Below are 26759 nucleotides of genomic sequence, written 5' to 3'. Positions count from 1 at the left end.
GATTCAATGATCGATTGTGAATATTCTAAAAAATTAATTTATTTCAAAAGCCGGAAACGGATGCCATCACGTTACGATTCAACGAGAACGCCTTCCAAAACGTTCCAATCGGCGATCGCCTGAATCTTCGCTTCGGAAGGAGGAACAACGCCCTTTCCGCGATCCAAAAAAATCCCGGCGCGCGCGGAAGAACGCAACAAAGGAAAGTCGTTGATCGAATCTCCGAACGCAAGATCGGCAAAACCTCCGGTCGCTGCGCGCAAACGTTCCACTTTGCCGTTTCCATACGTAAACGGTTCAAGGATCGTAGAAGAATGAATTCCGTTCGCAACCGCAAGGTTCATTCCTAAAACCCGCTCGGCTGGAATATCGAATAGATGAGAAACGGATTGAATGATCTCCTGAGGCGAAGCGGTCACGATCCAAACCTCCCAACCCATCTCGATGAGATGAGCGACGAGTTCCTTCATCGGTTCGTAAATTCTTACTGCCTGCGAACTCCGATCGATCGCGTGATCGTTCCAAACCCGCTTGGAAATTTCTTTCAATTCATCCGGAGAATGTCCTGAAAAAATCCAGGAACTCCAACGATACGAAGCCTCAAGCCCGGACTTCAACTGGATCGATTCGTATTCTTCAAGAACGAGAGAACGAAAGCGGGAAGGATCCTGAAAGCGCGCGGAAAGAATTTTGTCCGCATTCTCCCTTGGAAAAAATACGGAAATGTCGTCCTTATAAGCGGGTATCCCCTGAGAAAGAAAGAGTTCCATCACGGCTTCGCCGAAATCGTTTCTTACAAGAGTATTATCGAAATCGAATGCGGCTTTCCCGGGTTGATTCCGGGAAAGAATTTCATAGATCTGCGGATTCCAAAAATCCCGCGTTAAAGACACTTATTGTTCGATGGTCTCCCGGGCGATCGCCACACGAGCCTCGGAAGAAGATTGAAAAACCGGAAGATAATGTTCCGGATTTAATACGACATTCTGATAACGGACTTCGAAATGAAGATGCGGACCGGTCGTATGTCCCGTGTTCCCGGAAAGAGCGATGATCTGCCCCTTCTTCACCTTATCCCCTTCCTTTACGTAAAGAAGAGAGTTATGCGCGTAGAGCGTGTTGATCCCGTTGATCCCCGGATGAGAAAGAAGAACCTTGTTTCCGTAACCGCCGTCTTTTTTGGATTCAAGAACGACTCCGTCGGCCGCTGCGATCACGATCGAACCGGTCGGACAAGCGATATCGACTCCGGAATGCATCGCGTTCCATCTTCTTCCCAGACGAGACGTCACGAAAGAATGTTTGAAACTGATCGGCCAAATGAATTCTCTTTGATCGGTGCGGAGAATTTCGCGGCCCTTGTCTTCGAGCAAAAGACTTCTGGTAAAATTTTCGTTATAAGGAAAGAATACGGGCTCGTTTACGGGAATTCTTTCGTTGTCCGGAATTCCGTTGACCCGTTTGATTTCGTGTTCGGTGGTTCCGAAGTTGTGGATCAGATCTCCAACGGATTCTTTAACCCGATTCGGAACGATCCAAATTCCTTCCAGGCCTCGATAGGTCTGCAGGTATTGATTATCCAGTTTGATTTCTTCTAAATTGGTGTTGGCGAAGGATTTGATGCTAAAGAACAGCGCAACAAGGAGCAATCCTGCCAGAACGGTGCCGGTTTTTCTTTTCATATCGTTTATTCCAAAATATGTCGCCAACAAAACCTCGGAATCCCGAGACCTAAATTGAACGTCGGCAACGGAAAACAACTTCTGAAGTCAGTCTTCTCGTTTCGGGATTCCATTCAAGGATTTTTCGGTGGAATTCCTATAGGGAAAACACACGATATTAAAAGAATTTGAGTAGAATTCTTCTGTTTTTGGCGTTTATTTTTTGGTTTACTAGGATTTTTTCGTTTTTTAGGATATCGACGGTTTTTATTGAGAATAGATTCTTAGTAGAAGGAGTGGGAGTTCCCACACTTTGGTAAGAACGAGGGAAGTCGGAAGTACAAGTGCAGGAGTTCCCACAAATTTTCGATCCATTCCTGTTCGAAGATCGAAGTTGTATGAGTTCCCACACGATTTCAAAAAACTTCGGAAGAATTTCGATCGACTCAGAGCAAAATTTCAGTTCGTTCTTTTTGCAACGCAACATAAGCGAGTCGGTCGTTCTGTTTTTAGTCTTCTAAGAATCTGGATTTGAGTTTTGGATCGGGCATTCTGCACGCTTCCAATCGGCCGAACCACCGATAACGATTTCTTGCGATCCAATCATAGATCCAATCGCGCAAAAACGGAGGAACCCAGCCAAAAAATGGAAGCAGCTTCCAAGGATAGGAAAGATGTGCGCAGATTTTCAAGACGGCCGTCGACTTTTGATGGAGAATTCCTTCTTCTAAAAACAAAACCGAACCGGGAGAATCCTCGAATCCCACCTTCTTTCCAAGAATTCGTTCCGCTGCGTTCGATTGAAGACTGGCAAAGAGAAGATTTTGTTTTCGATTTCGATCCAAGAAGAAAAGAACGGCCGCGTTGCATAGATTACAAACACCGTCAAAGAAAACGATCGGTGATTTTTGCGGAGTCAAACCGGTTTCTTTCATTCTTTCTTTAGACTCCGCGTTTTCGGCGAGTCAACTTACCGTTTTCGATTACGATCGTCCGATTTTTTACCTCTTGGAGAGAAGTTCCATTTTCGATGGAAATGGAATTTAGATACAAACTCAGACAAGGAATTTCGGCTTTCGGTTCTAGAACCGCCTTGGTTTCCACTCGGAACGAAGCCTTGTCTTCCTTTCTCGAAAGAATTTTAAAACCGGGAACATCGCCGCGGATTGCAACTGGCGCCAATCCGTTCTTCCGAGTTTTACTCGGCTTTTCCACGAAACAAATTTTAGACGAAGGGCCGTTACTTTCGGAATAGACGATCGTATAGGCCTTATCGTCCCGATTGATCAGATGAACTCCGGTTTTAAAGTTTTGTGCCAAGAGCTGAACTCCCGGCAAAACAAGAAAAAGAATGTGGACCCATTGAAGTCCGTTCCGAAAAAACCATCTGCTCGTCATTCCGATGGCCGCCACCGTTTACCGTTTCAGCGGCAATAAAGCCACCTTTAACTTTTCATACCAAGTTCCGTTCCTTTTCAAAAAGATCGCCGGTTCGCCTAACGGCGCTTTGACGCTCACCGTCGTTTTTCCCGAATAGGATTTTCCGGTCCAAACATGTTCCCATTCTCCTTCGGGCAAATATCCGTCCACGGATGATTCTCCCTTTTCCAAAACGGGAAGAATCAATAGATCCTCTCCTAACAAAAATTCCCTTTGAATCGTATGAGTTTGGATGTCGTTCGGATAATGAAGATACAAGGGTCGCACGACCGGAAGTCCGGTAGCGGACGCTTCCTTTACGAGAGAACGAAGATATTCTTTCAGGGCAAGGTGCATCTTTCCGTATCTCGCAAACTCTCGGATCGTTTCCTCGTCCGTGTAGGGCTGATGATTTTTTTCGGGGCGGTTTCCTTCGTGGGTTCGAAATACGGGACTGAATACGTTGAGTTCCGCCCAACGCAAAAACAATTCCTTGGAACGATGGTAGTCTCGAATCGGATTGTTGATTGTCGTATATCCGCCGATGTCGCTGTGGTTGAGAGAGATCCCGCTGATTCCTCCGGACAATAATCCGGTCAACGCGGAGACGATTCCGTCGTGTTCTCCCCAGCTTACCATCTGATCGCCTTCCCAAAACAACGTGGAATGTTTCATGGATTCGCTGTATCCCGCTCTGGTAAAGAAGACGACCTGTCCTTCTTTGCCCGCTTTGCGGATCGCCTCGCGATTGATGCGCGCCCATTCGACCGGATATACGTTATGGTAAACCTCGGCTGAAATTCCGGAATGAAGCACCGCGTCGAGAGGGAGCCATTCTCCGAAATCGGCCATCCAACCCGACAAACCGGCGCCGATCAGATTTTTTTGTATGATTCCTTGAATCCAATCGACCGTTTGCGGATTGGTAAGATCCAATAAATAGGCGGGAAAACCCGCGGTTTGAATTTCGTAGTTCTTGCCGTTTTTGTCTTTTACGAGATATCCTTTTTTAACCGCTTCTTCGTAGAGAGGTCCTTCGTTGGCAAGAAACGGATTCAAATATCCTAATACATGAATTCCTTGTGCGTTCAGGTCGGCGCAGAATTTTCGAAACTCGGGATATGACTTCTCATCGGCGATCCATCTCCACCAAAGCTGGGAACCGAAGCTGGTCTTTCTTCTTCCCACCCAATCTTGAATCCAAAGGGCGGTGATCGGATTTCCTGCCTTCTTTGCGCTTTCGATATGTTTTAATACGACATCCTTTCCGCCCTGAATTCCGAGCCAGGTTCCATAGGCCCAATCCGGAAGTTCGGGAGCCCTTCCCGTTTTCGCGGTGAACTTCTGCACGAGTTTTACGGGAGAAGTTTCCTTCCAGATCGTTCCCTTCATTCCGTTCTCCCGAAACTCTACGGTGATTTCTTTCGGATCGGAAAAATCAAAACTGGAATAGGAGGAATTTTCAAAATACACGGATCTGTTTTTGGAGGTAAGAAAGAAAGGAATCGGCGTATAAGTCGAGTATTCGTTTCCTCCCGCGCCCGCGGTCAGGTTCGCTCCCGCGGTGATCGGTTGATCCCCTCTTCCGATTCCCTGTTCTTCGGTTAACAAAAACGGGGTTTTTCCCTTGAGATTGAAATGGGAGAATTGTTCCCCGAGCCCGAAGATGTTTTCGGTTTCGTCCGAGCCGATTCTGAAGTAAGTTCGGTTTAACGCAGAATCGGCTAAGCCGACTTGAAAGTACAAGGACGTTTCGTCTAACGGAGTAAAAACGATTTCGTAGCGGCTGGCGCAGCCCGCCCCTTCGAGATTGCCCGAAATTTTCAGATCGGCCGCGGAGGCGACTACGGTTTCTATACTCTGAGAATCGCAACGGCTTGCGATGCGATCCTCAATATGATAGGTTGCGAATTTGGATTTTACTTCCTGCGTTCCTTTGGCCGCGGATAAAAACGGCTTTGTCAGAGACAGTTCGAGAAAGATCCCTGCGTCCGAGCGAATCTCCAGGACGTTCTCCCTTTGAACCGCTTGAAAGCGTTTGCCGAACGTGAACTTTTGTTCAACGGGAAGAGTGATTTTTGTATAATTGGAAAACGGACCGGAACAAACGGAAAGCCCCGCGATGAGTAAAAATAAAAAAGCCCTTCTTAAGAACATTCAGTTCTCCTTATGAATCGGTTGATACCGAATATCAAGGAACTGTTTAAAAATCCAGTTCTTATTCGAAGGGCTTCGTGATTCTAGTTATTTGCGATCGGAGCCGCCGACTCTCGGTGCCGCGCCGCCCGCTCCGGTTTGTCCGTAAACCGAAACCGCTTGTTTCGGAAGACTGGATCTTCTCCATTCAAACCAAGAACCTTGGTAGGTATGAACGTCGAGATAACCGACTTCGCGTAACATCAGGGCGAGCAAAGAGGATCTTGCGCCGTTGTAATCGTAGATCACCGTGGTGCGTTCCGGCATAAACGGAAAGGATCTGAGTTTTTTGTTGAACTGGTTTTTTTCGATGAGATTTCCCTGACCGTCGTAAAGAATTCTCCAGTCCCAAAGAAACGCTCCCGGCAAACGACCACATAACGATCCGGGCTCGGGCGCGGTCAATCTTGGAAGTTTTCCTTCGTATTCTTCCTGGGTTCTTGTGTCGAAAATTTGAAGTCGGGTTAGATTCTTTTCCAAGAAGGCCTTGTCCACTACGCCTTCGAGTTTTTTCGGTTTATCTCCGGGGCCGAGTTCCATCTCTCTGGAACCTTTTTCCTGCGCGACTCCTTCCACGGGCCAACGGTTTCCGTAGAGAAACGCGTTTTGATAACCGGCCGCTCTCAAAAGATAAACCATTCTGGAAGCGAACATTCCCATTCCTTCGTCGAAGGCGATGACTCGAGCCGATCCGTCTTTTTGTACGAGCTTTAAAATTTCTTCCAAAGGTCCGGTCATTTTCTTTTGCGATTCCGGATCCGATGCGAACGCTTTTTTGATAAACGGAAAACTGTAAGCGCCTTTGAGAGTAGATTCCTGATAACCGGACGCGGAGCGACAATCGATTAAAAAATCCTTATCATTCAATTCAGTTTTTATAAAATTCCAGCTGGACAAGCAAACCTACCCTATCGATTCGAAATGAGTTATTCTTTGAATTTAACCATTATTTTCAGCCTGAGAATTCCGATGTACTTTTTTTTAAAAAACATCATAAATTTGGGACATAAGACTTCGTAAAAAAGAAAGGTAGAATTCTTCCCCAAACGAGAAACGAAAAATCGAATCGAGAATCTTCTTTGCGTTTGTGCATTTAACATCGGGGGGGCGCGAGGCCGATATTCTAAACAATGATACGAGAATTCAGAATCGTCCGTACTCGGATTCGTTTTTTTCCGGCGGCCCTTCGCAAGACGGGGGAATGGTTCGTCTGGATTCTCGCGGGTTTCGTTTTATTTTTGGGAAGCGTCGGCTCCGAATCCGAACCGGAACGAACTCCTTCGGAAAAATTCACGTCCTTCGTAAAAGAATTCCACAAACATCCTTCGGAATCGTTGGCTCGTTCGTTCCGCGCCCGCTATTCTTCCTTGGATGTCGCGCCTTGCGGCTTTGAAGAATCGGGAAGATTCGAGAAGGTCGTCTATCTCTCCTATAAATGTAAGGAAGAAAAATGGCCGGGCTTTATCTACTTAGGCGCCGGTTCCGAATTTTGGAAACAGTCCTCGACTCGGATTTCTTTGGGAGAAGTTTTGAAGATCGGAAAAAAAACCTATCTCGAAATCAAACCTTCCTTCGAAGATCGTTTTCCGGAAGAATCCGCTTGGGATTGGAAACGACACGGAAAGAAAGAATCGCATCCGATCCGACCGCAAGTCGTGAAAGAACCGAAGGACAATTTCGGTCTTCAGTATTTTTTGAGCGTGGCTAAACATCCGGCTAAACGCGATTTAAAAAGCGGCAAGGAAATCTTTTTCGATTCCACTTGTCCGTTGATCTTCTTGAAAAAGGACGCGGATTTTTATTGGGAAAAGTCGGTGTATTATTCCTTTCAAGCGAGCTGCATTTCCTCTTCTCCCTATTCCTACATCCGGGTTCGTTCCGATTTTTTGGGAAAAATCCGTCTGGATGATAAGGACACGGATCAAATCCAGGAAGGCGGAAGATATCTCGGCAAACTGAAAATCCATTCCATAGAAGCGGATAAAATCCTCTGGCAACAGGATGCGGAACTCTACAATGAATAATAAGGTATTTCAGAATATTCTAATTTTATGGAGCTTTGTCCTCGGCTCCTCGCTTTCCGCGCAGAACGGAAACTCCGCGGATCTCAAAGCGCTATTGGACAGCGTAGTCATCATCCGAAGCGATTCCTTTTCGGAAAAGGAAGAAGGTTCCGGTTATTCGGACAAATCCATCAACCGGGACGCAGGAACCGGAATGATCATTTCCGGAAACAGAATTTTAACGAACGCACACGTAGTTTCCAACTCGGGTTATCTCAAGGTAAAACACTTCAATTCGAGTAAGTTCTATAAGGCGAGCGTTCAATATCTAGGCTTCGACTGCGACCTCGCGATCCTCAAAGTGGAAGAGGAGGAATTTTTCAACGGAGTCGAACCTCTGGAAATTTCCGAATCCTCCCCTTCTCTCGGAAGCAATCTTCTGATCCTCGGTTATCCGGGCGGGGACGAAAACATCACATTAGAAAACGGGAATGTTTCCCGCGTGGAACGAATCCGTTATTCGTTTACGGGTTTGGACTACAGAAAGGCCATCCGCGTCACCGCGAACATCGTTCCCGGTTATTCGGGCGGGCCCGCGATCCAGAACGGAAAAGTGGCGGGGATCACGTTTCAAGTCAGCCAATCACAGGGGAACATCGCCTATCTCATTCCCCCGGAAATCATCAATCATTTCCTTAAGGACGTAGAGGACGAAACGTATCACGGCTTTCCGTTTCCCGGTTTCAGTTTTCAAAACGGACATTCCTCTTCCCTGAAGTCGTATTTAAAAATTCCGGACGGTTTAAACGGAATTCTCGTGAACACGGTTTATCCCGATTCTTCCTTTTCGGATCTTTTAAAACCGGAAGACTTCGTGTATAAGATCGACGAATCGTATCTTACGGACGAAGGCGGAATCATGGACCCGAGCGGCGGGGGTGGAATGTTCATCGGCGAGATGATCGAGAACAAGTTCATCGGAGATCCCATTAAGATTTTCTTTTATAGAAACGGGAAGAACTACAAACTCGAAGGAACGTTGAAGCGGGTTCCTAGTTTGGATCTTTACAGACAACAAGGAACGAACACGAGTTTTCTTTCGGGCGGGTTTCTGTTTCAACCAGTCAATCGCGCGTTGGCCGGAGGAGATTCCAAACGTCTGGAAAGTTCGCTTCGCTATCATTACAGTTATTACATCCAAGACGAACTCTATCGTTTTACGGACCGAGACATCATCCTTTCCGGCGTGTATCCCGATCCGTTGAACTCGAAATACGCGGGATATCGGTATAAGATCCTCGAATCGATCAACGATCGAACCCCGCTGAATCTGGAGGATTTCAAATCCCTTTGGAAGAAATTCTACGGAGGAACGATTAGTCTGAAATTCAGAGGGGTCAACCTTCCGATCATCCTGGATCAGGATACGATCGATAAGATCAATGTTCGCATTAAAAAACGCTTCGACGCGGAGGCGGACGAATGAAAACGATCTTACAAGAAAGAACCGTTTCGGCCGTGCGATCCGCATTCGTAAAACGGAGAGTTTCGCTTTTAAGATTCTCGTCTTTCCGACGTGCAGCTTCGTTATTACGACTTGCAATTTTTCTAATATTCTTTGCGGCTTCGGTTTCGTCCGAATTCGGATCTTTGCAGGCGGAGACGATTCTCGTCCACTTTCGAAAGTTTTCGCACCAGAATCCTTGGCAGAAGGGTTCGCACTATGAACGAAAAATACCCGCGGTTATCGCGGACAGCGACTTTATTCTGGCGCTTTTACCGCCGGGAGAAATGCCCTTGTTTTCGGAAATGAATCCGGAAACAAGACCGGGAACCCGTTTGTATATCTTCAAACACGATCCGGAAACCGGCTTGGCCCTTTTTTCGCACAGAGGAAAGTTCTCTTCCAAAAAGCAAGTTCACTTTGCCGGCGCCCATTCCCCCGCTTGTTCCCGATTTTTTTCGAAACTGGAATGGGGACATCCGGAATTTTCGAACGCGATCCTGCGGATGAGCAGACAATCCAGGGAAGAATCGAGCGAAAGGAAATTCTTATATTCCAAAAACGGAATCTGCGGTTATTCGGACGGACGCTGGAACGTTCCTTCGGAATACCTTTCCGCCTTCGTTCATTCCGCGTCTTCCAGTCCGATTGCGCATCCCGGCTTTTCCTTCGACGACGCTTTGACCGTTCCCGAAAAGAAATTCTACTTTCCGGACGCATCGTACGGGGTAGTCGTTTCGGAAGTGTTTCCGGGAGTCGGACCGGTCCATAACTTATTTCCGGGAGACGCCATCTACAGCGTCAACGGTCAGGGATTTTCCGCACCGCCCGATCGTCAGGAAATTCTTTCCAGAATTCTTACAAGAAATCATCAGATCGCTCTTCCGGGAACTTTGGTGACGCTCGGCGTATTTCGCGCAGGCAAACGAAGAGAAATCACGTATTCGCTAAAATCATACACGGAAGAATTCTTCTTTATTCCGTCCAAATCGGGCGTAAAAGCGCCTCGGTATCTGATCAGCGGAGGACTTTTCTTCACCGAATTGACCGGCGCCTATTTGAAAGAATCCGGGGACAAGTATCGCGAGAATTCGGATAAGAAGCTTTTGTATCTGTACGAATCCTTCAATAAGAAGATGCATCCCGAAAAGAATCGACTCGTGTTTATCAGCAGAGTGTTTCCAGACTCGTCCAACGAGGGCTTTCACGATTTTCAAGATCAGATCTTGGAATCGGTAAACGACAAACCGGTGCGTTCTCTTGCCGATCTTAAGGAAATTCTAAAAGAGAATCACGATTCTCATATCGTATTCCGTTTTTCAGGCAATCGAATTGCGACGTTTGAAAAGGAACAACTCCAAAGCCTCAATCAGAAAATAATCTCAAATTATAATCTGGATAAACTGGATAATTTAGACTGATAATATCTTGACGAATCCATTCCGAAAATGTAATTTTTGAATTCGGAATGGAATCGATATGCGAATTCTTTTTTTAGACGACGAAGAAGTGATCCGTGACTTGTTCCGTGAAATTTTCGGCACATTTCACGATCTCACTTTGGCGGGCACCGCGGAAGAAGCGCTCGAAATCTGCAAGGACAAGTCCTTCGATTTGATCGTGACCGACGTACGTCTTCCCAAGATGAGCGGAATCGACTTCATCTCCAAATTGAGAGACATAGGAGTCAACACTCCGTTCATCGTCATCACCGGAAATCAGGACATAGACGTTTCGATCCGCGCTCTTCGTTTAGGCGCCGTTGACTTTTTCATCAAACCGTTTCGCATGGATGCGATCCGGCATTCCCTGCAGAAGTTCGAGAATCTTTTTATCTCGAGTCAGGAGTTGATCGGCAAAAATCACTTTCAACTCACTCAATCCAAACAACAGTTTTCGATCAAACCTAGTTTAAAAAATTTGAATCAATACGTGAACCTCGTCATGCGTTCGATTTCCTTGATCCCCGGAATTCATACGGACGACGTTCTTGCGATCAAACTCGCGCTCTACGAACTGCTCGGCAACGCGATCGAACACGGTTCCGCCGGAATCAACTACGAAAACAAATCCAAACTTCTTTCCTCCGAAGTGAACTACTTCGATCACGTGGATCGGATCTGCGACGCGTTGAACGAATCGGTTCAACTCGATATCAGCTTTGAAAATCAAAAGATTTACGTTTGTCTGAAAGACCACGGAGCGGGCTTCGATCCTTCCAAAGTTCCCGATCCTGTGACGGATCCGAACGCGAGTCATCTTTCGGGCCGAGGGATTTTTTTGGTGAGAATGAACGTGGACGAACTGATCTACAACGAGATCGGGAACGAGGTCAGCTTTAGCAAAACCTTAAAGAAGGCGACTCCGGTTCTTCAGAAATAAATTCCCGCGGATAAATAGATTCTTGAGTATTCCCGGATCGGTTCCTTGGTTCTCCATTCGTCGATGAAGTTATTTCGTTCTCTTTGCGGATCGACGTATGCGTACGACAAGCTCATGAGAATGTACGAAAATTCGGATTGATACCCTGCGGTCGCGATCCCTTCCCAACCGCGGCCTAAGGACGACGACGAAGTCAAAATCATCCCTTGAGCGGTCCACGTTTCCCGCCATTTCTTTCGAACCCCGATCTGAAACAGGGAAAATCCTTTGTTTTCGTAATTCGGCTTGGACGCAGTTCCATCCTCTCGAAAGACCGTTCCTTCCTGAACCAAAAGACTTTCGGTCAACAGAAAAGAGGTCTTCCCTCCGTATCCCCGAAGATCGGTCCGAAGTCCAGCATATCCGTTCGAATTTCGATCCGTCCGCAGATCGGAATCCTTGGACGTATAGATTCCTCCGAGAAAATACGATGCTTCTTCCCTTTCCCAGACGATTCTTGCTCCCGCCAAACCGCCGTTTGTCGACTGTCGGGTTTGATAACTCTGAAAGGCGTCGATTCCGTATTCGCGCACACCCAGAACGCGGATCGCGTCCGCGTCCAAACGAAATCCGAAAAACTTCGCGGAAGAAAATTCCAGTCCGTAATACTGAAATTTTCCGTAGGGTCGAAACGGAGCCGCCTGCAAAAAGAAATCCCCTTTGACCGGCTCTTGTCTGGACTCTTGATACGAATAATAGAATATTCTAAAGTTCTGAACGAATTTGTTTTCGGAAAGCTGTAAACTTCCTCCGGAAATGCGTTGCGGAGATTCGGCCCGATCCCGCGTCGAAAACAAAGGCGAATTCCGGATCTGCGCTCCGACGAGATTGGCGGATAGACCGAGAGGTTTCCATTCGAATTGAAATTCTCCGTAATTCGCAAAACCCGCAAAGAAGAATCCGTTTCGGTCGAGCCTTTGGTATCCCCTTCCCGCTTCGATTCCGATCCGCAGCGAGGGAGAATCCCATCCGGTGATCCACAAGAATTCTCCGTCGGCTCCGCGTGTTACCGTTTTGGTTCCGAGAATACTTTCCTCGTATTGTAAAAAAGGAGAGATTAGAATTTTGGAATATAGCCGTTCACCCTTTGTCGTCCAACCGACTTCGGGAGAAAGTATTCCGCGGGAAAAACTTCGGTCGGCTTGTTCTTCCCGAGTTCCTCCGTTTTGCGTCATTCCCCGATACAAAACAAATCCGTTCGCGTAAAACTTTTGTTTTGAACCCGATGCCGGATTCGGATCGGAAGAAGTTTCTTTTCCGTCGTTCTCGTTTACGCCGTTATTCGAAACCGAAGTTTCCTTGGCCCCGAGCGATATTTGATTCGGGGAATTCGATTCTCCTTTTTTCTTTGCGTCGTTGATTTCGGTTTTGAAATCCGCAAACCTTCCCTTTCCGGTCAATTCGCGCTTTCCGTCTTCTAAGAGCAATCGATCGTCGAGCCGATACGAGGAATACGATTCGGCGGCCAAAGGAACTTGCAGGATTTGGAATATGCAAAAAACAAGGAGACTCAATCGCGCTGCCTGCTGTCGCGCAAAACTCAATCGCGCTGCCTGCTGTCGCGCAAAACTCAATCGCGCTGCCTGCTGTCGCGCGATAGGGATAGAAGCGGTGTCAATAAATTTCGGGTTAGGATTCAATCGTTTGTCGCTCAGTCGTTTTGAAATTTATTGACAGGAGCGGATAGCCCGGTCCGCGCAGCGGAATCGCCCCGAAACTTCCTCCTGGAACAAAGCATCGTTTCATCTTCGAAAGAACGCGAGAAAGTATCCCGTCAGGATCAGCCACGATACGATCTGGCCTAAGAAATAAGAAGAGGCAGCGCCCGTCGGTCCGTATTCCGGGATGAGCAGATTTGCCAACACGAGTCCGCAGACAAGTCGAAGCAACGCGAGAAAGGCGAGCATTCTCGGCTGACCAAGCGCGAATAACGCGATCCCGAGCGGCGAGAACACGAGCTGCAACATGTAATTCGGATACAGAATCTGAAAGACTCCGATCGAGTCCGCGTATTTTCCCCGGAACAATAAATTCAAGATCCATTCCGCCAAGAAAAATCCGGGCGATAATACGACCGCCATTCCCACCGCGAGTAATACGGACTTCCACAAAAACTTGGGAAATTCTTCCGAGTCGACGAGCCTGGACAATTTCGGATAAATGAGAGAGTTGATGACCGAAAACAAAATCACGAATCCGCTGAACAACTGTAAGGCGGTGCCGTAAACCGCCGCGGATTCCTGGGAATGATACCATTTCAAAAAGAAGATTTCCATCCGATCCGAGATCATCGCGAAGATCGACGCTAGGAAAGCGTATCCGTTGAACGAAGTCAGCGTGGAAGTCATCTCCTTGATTCCGTTTTTTTCTCCGCTCCAATACAATTGTTTTCTCGGAAACACGAAAAAGAACAACACCAACACGAACATCGGAGACGCGGTAAAGATCGCCAAAATATCGAGATGACCGAGCGCCCTTTCCGTGAGATGGTCCGCCGCATACAAAACGACAAGTCGGATTAAATTCGGAAGAGGATTCCAAAACGATAAGGAGATATAATTTCCGAAACAGATAAAGATACTTTCAAAAAAGGAATTGAAGGACAATACAAAACTTCCCAATACGAGAAGCGCGACGACGATCGAACTTTCTCGAAGCAGAACCGCGCCCACAAGACTGATCAGGGTCAAAGCCCCGAGCGCCCCGAGTTTGATGATCATCGAAGAGGATAAAAGAACTCCGATCTTTTGTTTGTCTCCGGTTACGGGCGCGAGAAATTTTACGAGCGCGGCCGGAAGTCCGAACTCCGCGATCGCGAGAAGCACTGGAAGAAATCCGGCGTAGTATTGAAAGAGTCCGTTTTCGCTCTTTGTGAGAATGTTTACGGAATAGACCATAAACACGAGATTGAGCAGGGATGAGATCGCTTTGGAGACGCTGACGAAGAGGGAAGATTTGAACATTCCGGATTTACGGAACTGGACCAAGAGGTCCGAAATTTTTCGCATCTTCCCCGAGAGACTCAACATTCTATTTTTTTAAATCAGCTTTTTCCCTTCCATCGATCCAAAATTTTTACGGAAAAAAAAGCGATGTAACTGCTAACGATCCCGTACCTGAGGTATCTTGCAACCGGATTTTCGGGAAAGAGCTTTTGAACGACAATTCCCGGTAGAATGTAAAACAATACGATCCCTAGGATCAACACTCCCGCTCGTTTCAAAACTTCCGCGAAAGAATCCGCCGGTTTCCAATCCAAAGAATGAAATTTGCAAAACAGAATTCCGATCGCGAATCCCGCCAAGGCCCCGCTCGCGGAAATCACGTTTTCATAGGACTTGAGTTTTTCCAACGCATCCGCGCTCGAATGCAATAGAACGGAAGGCAAGGTAAATACTACGATCACTAAAGAAAGAGTTTTGGTGTTCGAGAGAGTCTGTCCCTCAAAGCGTCCGGAGGATTCCAACTCGGAAAAAGACCGAAACAAAATTTCTACGAGTGCGAGTCCGAAAAGTCCGAGCGCAAATCCTCCGAGCGTATCACCCGCAAAGTGAACTCCCGCATACATTCTCGAAAAAGGCATAAACAAAATGATGAGAAGCGCGATCGTTCGGATCGTTTTGTTTTTGACGTGGAGAAAAATCAAACCCCAGATCACTACGCTCGTCTGCACATGCCCCGAAGGAAATCCGTACGAACCTTCCGCTAAATTTCCCGGACCGATCCAAGGCAAGGTCGGTCTTGGACTTTCCAAAAAAGCTTTGGTCAAACCGTTGAGAATTCCGGTCGTCAAGAGTCCGAAGGCCAGACGAATTCCGAGTTTTCGATTTACGAGAACATAGACGGAAGAAAGAAGAATCATAAAGAAGGTGTTACCGCCCAAATGATGAAAGACGAGCGTAACGATTCCGAGAACCGGATCGAACGCTCCTCCCCGCAAAGAAACTAAAAACGCTTCTCCGAACCAAAACGAATCTTGAAACCAACCGATGTTTCCGCTCATCTCACTGTATCTCCTAACTTCTTATAAGAAGCTGTCCCAATCCGTTTCGGGACAGCTTCTTGCAGCTTCATTTTTTAATGAAATCATAGTCAACCGTTGAACACGCCGTAAAGATCATTCCACACTTAAAAATCCAACTTGCGGGATTCGATTCCATTCGGTACAATGAATTCTAAATCCAATATTTATTGAACACTCGTTCGAAAAGCAGACTTTGAATGGAAACCCAAACAGAATCCGACATTCTTGACAGCCTCTTCCTCATTCCGAGAGAACCCGTAAAACAATTCTTAAAAACTCTTCTTCACCTCGTATATTCGGTGGAAGTCACGGGTTTGGAAAACGTTCCTGAAACCGGAGGAGCCGTCCTCATTTCCAATCACACGGACAACCTGGATGTAATCGTACAAGGAACCTCCGTTTTAAGAAAAGTGATTTATCTTGGAAAGTATGAATTGTTTCATCCTCAGGAAACGATTCTGGATTTTCTCAACAATCCATCCTCCCCTCTCAACACGTTTCCGCTGAGTTTGATGAAACAAACCCTCGTCACGACCTTAAACGCGCTCGGAGATCTGCAGGGAAAACAACTCATGCACTGGGGCGGTCATCCGATCCTAAGGGCGCATAACGTGAAAGACGCAAAATCCGCCGCGGCCTATTACGAAGACCTCGAAAATTATATGGTCGAACTCATCCAAACGGGAGAATTGATTTCGGTGTATCCGCAGGGAACCCGGACCGAACACGTCACGCCCGGATCGTTCAAGGCGCTTTCCGCAAAACTCGCGATCCGCGCAGGCGTTCCGATCATTCCGAGCGCGATCAACGGAGCCTGGAGAATGATGAAACCCGAAGCGTTTCTCACGGGAAAGGCGTTCGGAGCCAAGATCACGTACAACATCGGAAAGCCGATTTATCCGCACGAGTTCCCTAAGGAGCCTTTGAAAAAGGCCGCAAAAATCGTAACGGAAGAATTGGAAAACAGGGTGAGAAAGCTCATCGATGCTCCGGAAAGCTGAACGGAACTTTGGTATTTTAGAATATTAGAATAGAAGAATAACTATGGAAACGCAAATCTACACTCCCCAGCACAAGGTTCGCTTTATTACGGCCGCTTCCCTATTCGACGGGCACGACGCGTCGATCAATATTATGCGAAGAATTCTCCAGGCGTCCGGAGTGGAGGTCATTCATCTCGGACACAACCGTTCTGTCCGCGAAATCGTGGAATGCGCGATCCAAGAGGACGCGCAGGGAATCGCAATCACGAGTTACCAGGGCGGTCACGTCGAATATTTCAAATACATGATCGATCTGCTGAAGGAAAAAGGCGCGGGTCATATCAAAGTATTCGGAGGCGGAGGAGGAACCATTCTCCCGTCCGAGATCAAGGAACTCGAAGCCTACGGAGTGACTCGCATCTATTCTCCGGACGACGGAAGAGAACTTGGACTTCAGGGAATGATCAACGACCTCATTCGCAAATCCGACTTCATTCCCCCTTTGACGTTCAACGGCACGCTGCATTCTTCCTTAAAGGATAAGAATCCTCTCGCGATCGCGCAGACGATCACGCTCGTCGAAAACACGTTCGAAAGACAGGAACTCGAAAAATCGGCGTTAACCGAAAAACTGAATTTTCCGCCGGGAAATAAAACCGTTCCGATTTTGGGAATCACCGGAACCGGAGGAGCGGGAAAGTCCTCTCTTACGGACGAACTCGTCCGCAGATTTTTGATCGATTTTCCGGATAAGACGATCGCGATTCTTTCCGTCGACCCTTCCAAACGAAAAACGGGAGGAGCGCTCTTAGGCGACCGGATTCGAATGAATTCCATCTCGCACGAACGGGTTTATATGAGATCCTTCGCCACAAGAGAAGCAAACATTGCGCTTAACAAAAACGTTAAGCGAAGCATCGACGTCCTAAAAAGCGCGGGTTTCGATCTGATCGTCGTGGAAACGGCAGGGATCGGTCAGAGCGATTCCGAAATCACAGAGGTCGCGGACATCGCGCTGTATGTGATGACTCCCGAATACGGGGCCGCAACCCAGCTCGAAAAGATCGATATGATCGACTACGCCGATCTGATCGCGATCAACAAGTTCGACAAACGAGGTGCGCTCGACGCGCTTCGAGACGTCAAAAAACAATATCAAAGATCCAGACAACTCTTCGACAAGGACTTGGATTCCATGCCCGTGTTCGGGACGATCGCGTCTCAGTTCAACGATCCGGGAACCAACGGTCTTTACAGCAATGTGATCCGGGCCCTCTCCGATAAGATGAAGCTCGGATGGAATTCTTCCTATGGAAAAGAAGCGGGAATGAGCGAGAAGATCTTCATCATTCCTCCCGATCGAGTCCGTTATCTCGCCGAAATCCGCGAGGAATGCAACCGTTACGATCAAATCACCGAAAAAGAATCCGAAAAAGCGCGTAAACTCTTCCAACTCAAAGGAGCGATCGAGGTTCTAAAGTCTTCCGGGCAAGACATAAATATTCTAGAATCCGAATATTCTAAAATTGAAAACTCCCTGGCGCCCGAAACCAAAAAAATTCTCGCGGGCTGGGAAGCAAAGCTCGCCAACTATCGCGGAGAAAACTTCACGTATAAGGTTCGCGACAAGGAAATCAAGGTTTCCAATACGACGGAATCTCTGAGCAATCTCAAAATCCCGAAGGTCGCGACTCCTAAGTTCAAGGATTGGGGAGAAATCGTCCGCTGGTCCTTTCAGGAAAATTTTCCGGGAGAATTCCCGTTTACCGCAGGAGTATTTCCGTTTAAAAGAACGGGAGAAGATCCCACTCGGATGTTCGCGGGAGAAGGCGGACCCGAAAGAACGAACGCTCGCTTTCACTACGTAAGCCTTGGAATGCCCGCGCAACGTTTGTCCACTGCGTTCGACTCGGTCACGTTGTACGGGGAAGATCCGGGAGAAAGACCGGACATCTACGGAAAAATCGGAAACTCAGGTGTAAGCATCGCTACGTTGGACGACGCGAAAAAACTCTATTCCGGTTTCGATCTATCCAACCCTACTACGTCCGTATCGATGACGATCAACGGTCCCGCACCGATGGTGCTCGCGTTCTTTATGAACGCCGCGATCGATCAAGCCTGCGAGAAACATATCAAAGCGACCGGAATCGAAACGGAAGTCCGTCAAAAGATAGAATCCATCTACAAAGCGAAGAATCTTCCCGTACCGAAATACAACGCACCGATCCCGGAAGGAAACGACGGGCTCGGCTTATTGTTGTTAGGCGTAACGGGAGACGAGGTTCTCGAGAAGGAAGTTTACGAAAAGATCAAACGCGAAACCGTAAAGGTCGTTCGAGGAACGGTGCAAGCGGACATCCTCAAAGAGGATCAGGCGCAGAACACTTGTATCTTTTCCACCGAATTCGCGCTTAAGATGATGGGTGATATTCAGGAATACTTCATCACCAATCAGGTTCGAAACTTTTATTCGGTTTCGATCTCCGGGTATCATATCGCGGAAGCCGGGGCCAATCCGATCACTCAGGTTGCGTTCACACTTGCGAACGGACTCACCTACGTGGAATATTTCTTAAGCCGAGGAATGAAGATCGACGACTTCGCTCCGAATCTTTCCTTCTTCTTTTCGAATGGAATCGATCCCGAATATGCGGTGATCGGTCGAGTCGCGAGAAGAATCTGGGCCAAGGCGATGAAGAAGAAATACGGAGCGAACGACCGTTCGGCGATGCTCAAGTATCACATCCAGACTTCCGGAAGATCTTTGCACGCACAGGAGATCGCATTCAACGATATACGGACCACGCTCCAGGCGCTTTACGCGATCTATGACAATTGCAATTCTTTGCATACGAACGCATACGACGAGGCGATCACCACTCCGACCGAAGAATCCGTCCGCCGCGCGATGGCGATCCAGCTCATCATCAACCGGGAACTCGGACTGGCTAAAAACGAAAACCCGGGTCAAGGTTCGTTCCTTATCGAAGAGTTGACCGATCTCGTGGAACAGGCGATTCTCCAGGAATTCCATAGAATCTCCGAAAGAGGCGGAGTTCTCGGAGCTATGGAGATGATGTATCAGAGAAACAAGATCCAAGAGGAATCCCTATATTACGAATCTTTAAAGCATAACGGAGAATTTCCCGTGATCGGCGTAAACACGTTCTTAAGCAAAGAGGGTTCGCCCACTATCATACCGGAAGAAGTCATCCGGTCGACGGACGCGGAAAAACAGGCTCAAATCGGAGCGCTTCGGGAATTTCACAAACGAAACGAAACCGATCTCGCCGATCGTCTGCGTCAATTGAAGAACGTAAGTCTTTCCAACGGAAACATCTTCGAGGAATTGATGGAAACTTCCAAGAAGGTTTCCCTGGGACAAATGACCCACGCGCTCTACGAAGTGGGCGGTCAGTACCGCAGAAGCATGTAAGAAGTCAACCGTCTCCTTACGTCTCCTCGCATCGCTACGACCGTTTACGCATAGTTAGTCGAACCTAAACCAAATTCCGTTTTCCTGCATCCTTGTCTAAAAAGTAGGGAGACGGAATTTGTCGACTAACACGGTTATAATGAACGGATCGTTTCAATGGGTGGGCGTATATGAAAGCCTTTATCAGTTACTCCACGATCGACAAGCTTACGGCGGGTAAGATCCAAAACATTCTGGACCACTTCGGAATTCCTTCCTTTCTCGCGCATGAAGACATCAAGGTTTCCTCCGAATGGCAGACCGTAATATTAAACGAACTCGCCAAATCGGATCTTTTCGTTGCCCTTCTAAGCAGATATTACGAAGAGTCTCCTTGGTGCGTGCAGGAAGCGGGGATCGCGGCGTTTCGGGAAATGACGCTCGTATTTCTTTCGTTAGACGGTACGATTCCCAAGGGTTTTGTCGGCAAGACCCAATCCGCAAAAATCCGGGAAGATACGGTATCGATCAACGATCTAATCCCCGGAATTATCCGCTGCAATTTTAGATTCGGAACCAACATGATCATCGATCTGATCGGAAGATCCAGATCGTTTCGCCAAGCGGAACGGAATTTTCAATTGATTCTTCCCTATGTAGACCAAATGAAGAAGTCGCAGATCAAGGAACTTTTAAGAAGAGCCGCAAACAATCGACAGGTTTATGAAGCGGGTTTATGCAAAAATCGATATATTCCGTCTTTATTGAAGGATTATAAATATTTACTTACGAAAAAAACGCTGGTCGTATTGGAAGCGCCACCGATCTCTTTGCCGCAAGGTTTTTGATCCGGTTGCGGGAGAAAGACGGACGTGTGCGGGTGGTTGGTGTTATATGCGTTTATCGGAGGATCTCATCGGCGCGATTGCGTTATGAAATTTTTCGACGGACTTGGATTTACGCGCACGTCGCCTATAAATCGTAAAAGTTTAGGAGATGTAAAAACCGTCGTGTGCAAAACATTTGGAGATCGCGTTGTACGGAATCTTATAGGTGCGTGCAAGAACTGTTGGCTCTTGGCAGATTTATCCGTAGGTCGGATATATTCTGGTGTTAAGGCGACATTCAGAAAAGCGACGCTTATACGACTGTCGAATATCAGCAGAACCAAGGACGATTCTACATTTCACACATCATTTGTCGTTTAGGCGACATGCAGAAAAGCGACGCTCATTCGACTGTCGAATATCGACAGAATCAAACGAAGATTTTACAACTCACCTTTACTTATTTCCAAAAAACAAAAACATTCAATTAAATGAATATTCTTTTCTTTTAAAACAACCAAGGTCAAAACCTCATTTAAGCTCCTGAGCCAATGCGATCAAAAAACCTTCAGGACAACGGAGATAACAGAGCAGGTAGCTATCTTCATAGCGGGCCACCTTCCCGACGAGTTTGGCCCCGTGAGTTTGAAGACGAGCCAAGACCTCCTCGATGTCTTCTACTGCAAACATAATGCGACTGATTCCCAAAGTGTTCACCGGTGCGTTCTTCGGTTCCGGGCTCACAGCTTTCGGATTGAGAAACTTCACCAATTCGAGGCGGCTATGTCCGTCCGGAGTTCGCATCAGCGCCATATCGACTTGCATCCCTTTCAAACCCACAACGTCGTCCGCCCAAGGGCCTTCTACGCGAGCCTGTCCTTCCAGATCCATACCGAGCTCAGTGAAGAGAGCGATCGTGGCCGTGAGATCTTCGACGATAATACTCACATTGTCCATCCGTTTCAACGTCATCCGTTTGTATCCCCCGTTATTCCTATTCTATATTCTTTCGTTTATCGCTCGCAAAACGTTTTCCGGAACGTCTATGATTCTAAAATGTCGAAGAACATTCATCCCCTCGTTCTTCGAGACCTGAGACAATTCGTAAGCCTCTTGTGTTTTCTTCCAAGCGCCCGATCAATATGCAGATAAACAGCCTTATGTCCATACAAATTCTAAAGCGGATATCAACTTAGAGTAAAGTTCCCGTAAGCATCGTTTGAATTCTCGCCTTTAAAAAGAATATGGGACCCAAGGTTTTGAGCAAATTTCCGTTCCCACTTGAAGTTGAATTCCGAATACTCAAAATCGCAATCGCTCTTCCCATCGCCGACTGTGATTAAATGCTATTGACGCGTTTCAACTTTGATTCTAAACTTAGGCTCCTCATCCTTTCCTAAGGAGACCGATCATGAGAAGATTAATTGTACTTGAGTTTCTGACCTTGGACGGTGTCATCCAAGGCCCGGGCGGCCCCGAGGAAGATACAAGCGGCGGATTTACGTATGGCGGGTGGCAAGTTCCGTATTTCGACGATGCGGTCGGAGCGGCCATGAACAAGCAGATGAATCGACCCTTCGATCTGTTGTTAGGACGAAAGACCTTCGATATTTGGGCGCCTTATTGGCCGAAACATTCGGACTTCTGGCCTGCGGTTATGACGGTTACCAAATACGTCGCCTCGAACACGTTGACTTCTCACGAATGGGGACCCTCCGTATTTTTAAACGGAAACATCGCGGATAAAATCAAAAAACTCAAACAAGAAGAAGGACCGGATTTGCACGTATACGGAAGCGCCAATCTCGTTCAGACTCTCATGAAACAGGATCTGATCGACGAATTTTGGTTAAAGATATTTCCTCTGACGTTGGGCAGCGGAAAACGATTGTTCGTCGAAGGGACGATCCCTGCGGCGTTTCAAGTGACGGAAAGTGAAGTCACTCCGGGCGGAGTGATCATTGCGAATTACAAACGCGCGGGCGCGGTCGAAACCGGAAGTTTTTGAATCTTCTTACTTCTCCCGTTCGGCGAGGGATTTCAAACAAAGTTCAAAGTCTCCTTCGACGAGCAGACCGCCCGATTTTTCGATCGAATATTCCAACATCAGATTCAAGCAGTTTCCGAAGTCTTCGTTTAACAAATATCCGTCCTTATCGATCGCATAACCGGAGTTATGCGGAAGAACGGGAATGTTTCTTTTTACGATTTCGGGTAAGGGAAGAATCGTTTTCGTATAACCGTAGATTTTTTTGCCGAGAGAAAAACCGTAACCGATTTCGAAAGAGGTTCCGTCGTCTACGAGCGGACCTCGAAACGGGTTGCAGTTCGCAAGAATCAAGTCCGCTTTCTGAATGAGTTCGAGATTGCCGAAAAAAATTCTCCGCGCAAGCTCTACGTCTTTTTTCAGATCGGTCGGTATGTCGGAATCGAAAGGAGAAAGCGCGTTAAAGCCGAAGGAGGAACAAAGGGATTTTCTATCTTGCAGAACGGCAAACGCATCCGGTAAAAATACTTCCGGTCCTGCAAGATAGATCGTTTTCAAAGCAGATTCGTGATCGCTCCGTTCGTCGCCGATTGGACCAACTTCACGTATTTCGCGAGAACACCGGACTTATAACGGGGTTCAATCGGCTTCCAAGATTTCAGACGTCTGTCGATCTCTTCCTGAGAAATCTCGACTTGCAGAAGATTCTTAGGAGAATCGATCGTAACCATATCACCGTCTTGAACGATCGCGATCGGACCGCCTTCGAACGCTTCCGGAGAAATATGACCGACCACGAGACCGTGCGTTCCTCCGCTGAATCGGCCGTCCGTCATTAAACCGACATCCTCTCCGAGTCCTTTTCCTACGAGAGCCGAAGTCACCGCGAGCATCTCTCTCATTCCGGGACCGCCCTTCGGACCTTCGTAGCGGATGATGATCACGTCTCCCGCTTTGATCTTATCGGACATGATCGCATTGAAACAATCGTCTTCCGATTCGAACACTTTCGCGGGACCGGTGATGGAAATTTTTTTCAAACCGGAAATCTTCGCAACGGCTCCGTCGGGAGCGAGATTTCCTTTTAAGATTACGAGAGGACCGGAAGGATGAAGCGCTTCCGCACGTTTACGAACGATCGTCTGGTTCTCAACGAGATCCGGCATGTCCTTCAAGTTTTCCGCGATAGTTTTTCCGGTGACGGTAATACAATCTCCGTGAAGCATTCCTTCCTTCAAAAGATACTTCATTACGCCGTGAACTCCTCCGACTTTATCGAGGTCGGTCATCGCGTATTTTCCGCCCGGTTTCAAATCCGCGAGGTGAGGAGTTTTCTTGCTGATGCGGTCGAAGTCCTCCATCGTCAGATCGACTCCGATTTCTTTCGCGATCGCGATGAGGTGAAGCACCGCATTCGTGGAACCGCCTAACACGAGTACGACGGTGATCGCATTCTCGAACGCTTTCTTGGTAAGAATCTGTTTCGGAGTGATTCCTTTTTTGATGAGTTCCATCAAAGCCTTTCCGGCTTCGTAGCAGTCGTTCGCCTTTCTGGAACTGACCGCGGGCATGGATGCAGAACCGGGAAGACTCATTCCCAGAGCTTCGATCGCGGAAGACATCGTATTTGCGGTATACATTCCTCCGCAGCTTCCCGCACCCGGAATCGCGCTTTGTTCGATGCGGACGAATTCTTCTCTGGAGATTTTTCCGGCGTTGATCTGCCCGACCGCTTCGAAAACGGAAACGATGTCCACGTCGTGACCGTCGCAGTTTCCGGGAAGAATGGTTCCTCCGTAAACGAAGATGGAAGGAACGTCGATTCTGCAAAGGGCCATCAAACAACCCGGCATGTTTTTATCGCAACCGCCGATCGCGATCACGCCGTCGTGTCTCATCGCGTTGGAAACGATCTCGATCGAATCGGCGATGACTTCTCTGGAAGGAAGGGAGAAGTGCATCCCTTCGTGTCCCATCATGATCCCGTCGGAAACGGTGATGGTTCCGTAGATCTGCGGCATTCCACCGGCGGCACGGACTCCTTCTTTGACTTTTTCGGCGAGTTTATTGATATGAATATTGCAGGGGGTGATTTCGCTCCAAGTGGAAGCGATTCCGATCATCGGCTTGTGAAAGTCTTCTTCCGTAAAACCTACGGCGCGAAGCATCGCACGGTTCGGAGCGCGGTTGTCTCCGTCGGTCGTCATGGAACTTCTTTTTTTCAGGTTATCGCTCATCTTAGATTCCTACTTCTACCTTCCGAAATACAATCGAATCGGATCGGGTTTTGTAAGTACAATTTTGCGGACTCTTCTCCTAGTCAAATGGAAAAGTCCGGACATCTTCTAAGAATTTACGGAAAGCGGAGAATCCGTTTCAAAAAAAGAAATACAGCCCCGGTCTCGGTCAAAAAATCGATCCTCATATCTTATCCTTTAGAGGTTGAGCGATCGTGTATAAAGTCTTTGGAATGACGGTTTCCGGAAATTGTCACAAGATAAAATCCATTCTTACCCTTTTGGATCTTCCTTTCGAATGGATCGAAATCGATACGAGAAAGGGAGAAACGAAAACTCCCGAATTTTTGAAGATCAATCCGAACGGAAAAATTCCGGTGCTTCAGCTTGCGGACGGAACGAACATTCCCGAATCCAACGCGATCCTCTATTATTTGGCGCGGGACACGGAATTCTTTTCCAAGGATCTGCTCGAACAAACCCGAATCTTAGAATGGCTTTTTTTCGAACAATACAGCCACGAGCCCTATGTCGCGGTCAATCGCTGGTTGATGAAATACTCGGTCGATGGACGGGAGAATTCTTCCGTGCTTGAGAATAATCGCGTCAAGGGCAACAAGGCGTTCGCGGTTATGGACGATCATCTCCGGGATAAGAATTTTTTCGTCGGCGAACGGTTGACCATCGCGGACATCGCGTTATACGCCTATTCGCACGTCGCCGAGGACGGTGGGTTTTCGTTCGAAACCTTTCCGAACGTTCGAAGATGGCTGGAAAACGTCCGCAGTTCTCCGAAAATGATCTCGATCCAAAGATGAAGTTTTCGTTCAACTAAATTCGCCCGCATCGAAAACATTCAGGAAATATAATATGCCTACGATTATGACCCATACCGCGGTTCCGATCTCTTTCTGGATCGCATTCGGAAATAAATTCATTCCATGGCGATTGCTTTTGGCGGGAATCCTGTTTTCGATTCTTCCCGACGCGGATGTGATCGCGTTTAAATTCGGAATTCCGTATGAAGACGATTGGGGTCATCGGGGTTTCAGCCACTCGATTTTATTCGGATTCTCCCTTTCCCTCTTAGCCTGCGTGTTGGTGCGATGGTTTCGCGCGAGAATCGAGGTTGTTCTTTTGTTTTTATGTGTCTCGATCGTTTCGCACGGAGTTCTGGACGCGATGACGAGCGGAGGACTCGGGGTCGGATTTTTAATCCCCTATTCTTCCGAACGTTTCTTTTTCGATCAAAGACCGATCCGTGTTTCTCCGATCGGAATCAAAAACTTTTTGACCGAACGAGGACTTTCCGTTTTGAAATCGGAGTGGAGCACTGTGTGGATTCCTCTTTTATCGATTTCCGTTTCGTTCTTTTTTCTGAGAACCTTGGCGCGTTGGATCGCGACTCGTGTCGGCGGAAACAAAAACGGCAAGAAGTAAATCGGAATCGGATTGTGGGAGTTCCCACAAAAACCACGGCTGATTCTTTTCGAAAAACGGGAAAGGTTCCGACAAGATTATCAATTTTGAATTGCAAACCGGAAATGTTTCTGATAGAGAGAAAAATCTGCCGCTTCTTCCCACCGCCTCTCCCCCCACCCAAACCAGGGTGGGGCGCGCGTTGGTTTTACGGGAAATTGTAGGAGTTCCCACAATTTCTCAAAATCAATCCAATTTTAAATAACCTTGTGGAAAGCTGTGATACGGTTCAATTTTATGGAACCAATCAAAGTTATCAGCGGGTTGTTTTCGAAAGATTAGAACCTGGAAGGTAAAATTTTAAATGAAACAATTTATCGTAGTTCTTCGTTATCTTACACCGATCGAAACGGTCGACCAATACGTAACCGTACACAGAGAACATTTGTCCAAAGGATACGAACAGAAAATTCTACTCGCATCCGGCCCTCAAGAACCGAGAACCGGAGGAATTCTCATCGCGAGATCCAATTCCCGCAAAGAGTTGGAAGCTTTCTGTCATCAAGATCCGTTCTACACGAACGGAGTCGCAGAATTCCAAATCATAGAATGGAATCCCGTCAAACATCAGAAAGAATTTGAGTTCTGGCTTTAATTCTT

At 47.4% G+C, this 26759-nt stretch carries 23 protein-coding genes; 11 read left to right on the top strand and 12 right to left on the bottom strand.

Features of this window, described 5'->3' with window-relative positions; all coding sequences use genetic code 11:
• Positions 1-71 precede the first annotated feature (71 nt).
• The 6 genes from DLM76_RS12240 to DLM76_RS12215 all read right to left on the bottom strand — a co-directional run bounded on the left by DLM76_RS12240 (position 72) and on the right by DLM76_RS12215 (position 6173).
• On the bottom strand, positions 72-893 hold the full coding sequence (locus tag DLM76_RS12240) for an HAD family hydrolase (protein ID WP_118965365.1): 822 nt from the start codon (positions 891-893) through the stop codon (positions 72-74).
• A complete protein-coding gene (locus DLM76_RS12235) occupies positions 894-1682 on the bottom strand; it encodes a M23 family metallopeptidase (RefSeq protein WP_118965364.1) in 789 nt (262 codons plus the stop codon).
• Between the two features lie 488 nt (positions 1683-2170).
• Complete coding sequence (locus DLM76_RS12230; RefSeq protein ID WP_118956008.1) at positions 2171-2596, bottom strand: thiol-disulfide oxidoreductase DCC family protein; 426 nt, start codon at positions 2594-2596, stop codon at positions 2171-2173.
• A gap of 7 nt (positions 2597-2603) precedes the next feature.
• Positions 2604-2981, bottom strand: coding sequence for a hypothetical protein (locus DLM76_RS12225; protein WP_206610257.1), 378 nt, complete (start codon positions 2979-2981; stop codon positions 2604-2606).
• Positions 2982-3077: 96 nt separating this feature from the next.
• On the bottom strand, positions 3078-5237 hold the full coding sequence (locus DLM76_RS12220) for an alpha-glucosidase (RefSeq protein WP_118965362.1): 2160 nt from the start codon (positions 5235-5237) through the stop codon (positions 3078-3080).
• A gap of 87 nt (positions 5238-5324) precedes the next feature.
• Positions 5325-6173 carry a sulfurtransferase gene (locus DLM76_RS12215; RefSeq protein ID WP_118956011.1) on the bottom strand — a complete coding sequence of 283 codons (849 nt, stop codon included), beginning with the start codon at positions 6171-6173 and terminating at the stop codon, positions 5325-5327.
• A gap of 233 nt (positions 6174-6406) precedes the next feature.
• On the opposite strand from DLM76_RS12215, the gene DLM76_RS12210 reads away from it, so the two are divergent.
• From DLM76_RS12210 to DLM76_RS12195, 4 genes are read left to right on the top strand one after another with little or no spacing between them, the layout of a single operon-like run.
• A complete protein-coding gene (locus DLM76_RS12210) occupies positions 6407-7300 on the top strand; it encodes an LIC11113 family protein (RefSeq protein ID WP_118956012.1) in 894 nt (297 codons plus the stop codon).
• Positions 7293-8765: a S1C family serine protease gene (locus DLM76_RS12205; protein WP_118965361.1), complete on the top strand. Its 1473-nt coding sequence runs from the start codon at positions 7293-7295 to the stop codon at positions 8763-8765. Before DLM76_RS12210 ends, DLM76_RS12205 begins: the two co-directional genes overlap by 8 nt.
• Positions 8762-10204: a PDZ domain-containing protein gene (locus tag DLM76_RS12200; protein WP_158586386.1), complete on the top strand. Its 1443-nt coding sequence runs from the start codon at positions 8762-8764 to the stop codon at positions 10202-10204. The genes DLM76_RS12205 and DLM76_RS12200 overlap by 4 nt, the downstream gene beginning before the upstream one ends.
• A 58-nt stretch (positions 10205-10262) precedes the next feature.
• Positions 10263-11165, top strand: coding sequence for an ATP-binding response regulator (locus DLM76_RS12195; RefSeq protein ID WP_118956014.1), 903 nt, complete (start codon positions 10263-10265; stop codon positions 11163-11165).
• Here DLM76_RS12195 and DLM76_RS12190 read toward each other — a convergent pair.
• The 3 genes from DLM76_RS12190 to DLM76_RS12180 form a co-directional block, all read right to left on the bottom strand.
• On the bottom strand, positions 11156-12748 hold the full coding sequence (locus tag DLM76_RS12190) for a hypothetical protein (RefSeq protein ID WP_241548239.1): 1593 nt from the start codon (positions 12746-12748) through the stop codon (positions 11156-11158). The genes DLM76_RS12195 and DLM76_RS12190 overlap by 10 nt on opposite strands.
• A 198-nt stretch (positions 12749-12946) precedes the next feature.
• Positions 12947-14233: an oligosaccharide flippase family protein gene (locus DLM76_RS12185; RefSeq protein WP_118956015.1), complete on the bottom strand. Its 1287-nt coding sequence runs from the start codon at positions 14231-14233 to the stop codon at positions 12947-12949.
• 14 nt (positions 14234-14247) lie between these two features.
• Positions 14248-15207: a phosphatase PAP2 family protein gene (locus tag DLM76_RS12180; protein ID WP_118956016.1), complete on the bottom strand. Its 960-nt coding sequence runs from the start codon at positions 15205-15207 to the stop codon at positions 14248-14250.
• Between the two features lie 218 nt (positions 15208-15425).
• Between DLM76_RS12180 and DLM76_RS12175 the strand changes: the two genes are divergently transcribed.
• The 3 genes from DLM76_RS12175 (at position 15426) to DLM76_RS12165 (ending at position 20477) form a co-directional block, all read left to right on the top strand.
• Entirely contained in the window at positions 15426-16229 is an 804-nt protein-coding gene (locus DLM76_RS12175; RefSeq protein WP_118965360.1) for a lysophospholipid acyltransferase family protein, read from the top strand.
• A gap of 43 nt (positions 16230-16272) precedes the next feature.
• Complete coding sequence (locus DLM76_RS12170) at positions 16273-19650, top strand: methylmalonyl-CoA mutase family protein (protein WP_118965359.1); 3378 nt, start codon at positions 16273-16275, stop codon at positions 19648-19650.
• A 170-nt stretch (positions 19651-19820) separates the two neighbouring features.
• Positions 19821-20477: a toll/interleukin-1 receptor domain-containing protein gene (locus tag DLM76_RS12165; protein ID WP_118965358.1), complete on the top strand. Its 657-nt coding sequence runs from the start codon at positions 19821-19823 to the stop codon at positions 20475-20477.
• 510 nt (positions 20478-20987) lie between these two features.
• Here the strand turns inward: DLM76_RS12165 and DLM76_RS12160 are convergent.
• A complete protein-coding gene (locus DLM76_RS12160; RefSeq protein WP_241548249.1) occupies positions 20988-21413 on the bottom strand; it encodes a VOC family protein in 426 nt (141 codons plus the stop codon).
• Between the two features lie 454 nt (positions 21414-21867).
• Between DLM76_RS12160 and DLM76_RS12155 the strand changes: the two genes are divergently transcribed.
• Positions 21868-22464 carry a dihydrofolate reductase family protein gene (locus DLM76_RS12155; RefSeq protein ID WP_118965356.1) on the top strand — a complete coding sequence of 199 codons (597 nt, stop codon included), beginning with the start codon at positions 21868-21870 and terminating at the stop codon, positions 22462-22464.
• A 6-nt stretch (positions 22465-22470) separates the two neighbouring features.
• Here DLM76_RS12155 and DLM76_RS12150 read toward each other — a convergent pair whose 3' ends face one another.
• Both DLM76_RS12150 and ilvD read right to left on the bottom strand, forming a co-directional pair.
• Complete coding sequence (locus DLM76_RS12150) at positions 22471-23001, bottom strand: nucleoside 2-deoxyribosyltransferase (RefSeq protein WP_118965355.1); 531 nt, start codon at positions 22999-23001, stop codon at positions 22471-22473.
• The gene (gene ilvD, locus DLM76_RS12145; RefSeq protein ID WP_118965354.1) at positions 22998-24680 is read right to left on the bottom strand and encodes a dihydroxy-acid dehydratase; all 1683 of its coding nucleotides are present in this window, start codon (positions 24678-24680) and stop codon (positions 22998-23000) included. Before ilvD ends, DLM76_RS12150 begins: the two co-directional genes overlap by 4 nt.
• 215 nt (positions 24681-24895) lie before the next feature.
• Here ilvD and DLM76_RS12140 point away from each other — a divergent pair, with 215 nt between their 5' ends.
• The 3 genes from DLM76_RS12140 (at position 24896) to DLM76_RS12130 (ending at position 26754) form a co-directional block, all read left to right on the top strand.
• Positions 24896-25498: a glutathione S-transferase family protein gene (locus DLM76_RS12140; RefSeq protein WP_241548238.1), complete on the top strand. Its 603-nt coding sequence runs from the start codon at positions 24896-24898 to the stop codon at positions 25496-25498.
• Between the two features lie 52 nt (positions 25499-25550).
• The gene (locus tag DLM76_RS12135; RefSeq protein WP_118965352.1) at positions 25551-26120 is read left to right on the top strand and encodes a metal-dependent hydrolase; all 570 of its coding nucleotides are present in this window, start codon (positions 25551-25553) and stop codon (positions 26118-26120) included.
• Positions 26121-26463: 343 nt separating this feature from the next.
• Positions 26464-26754, top strand: coding sequence for a YciI family protein (locus tag DLM76_RS12130; RefSeq protein ID WP_118956026.1), 291 nt, complete (start codon positions 26464-26466; stop codon positions 26752-26754).
• Positions 26755-26759 lie beyond the last annotated feature (5 nt).

It is taken from the genome of Leptospira yasudae (assembly GCF_003545925.1).
In the GTDB taxonomy this organism is placed as follows: Bacteria; Spirochaetota; Leptospiria; order Leptospirales; family Leptospiraceae; genus Leptospira; species Leptospira yasudae.
This window is presented reverse-complemented; position numbering and strand designations above follow the sequence as displayed.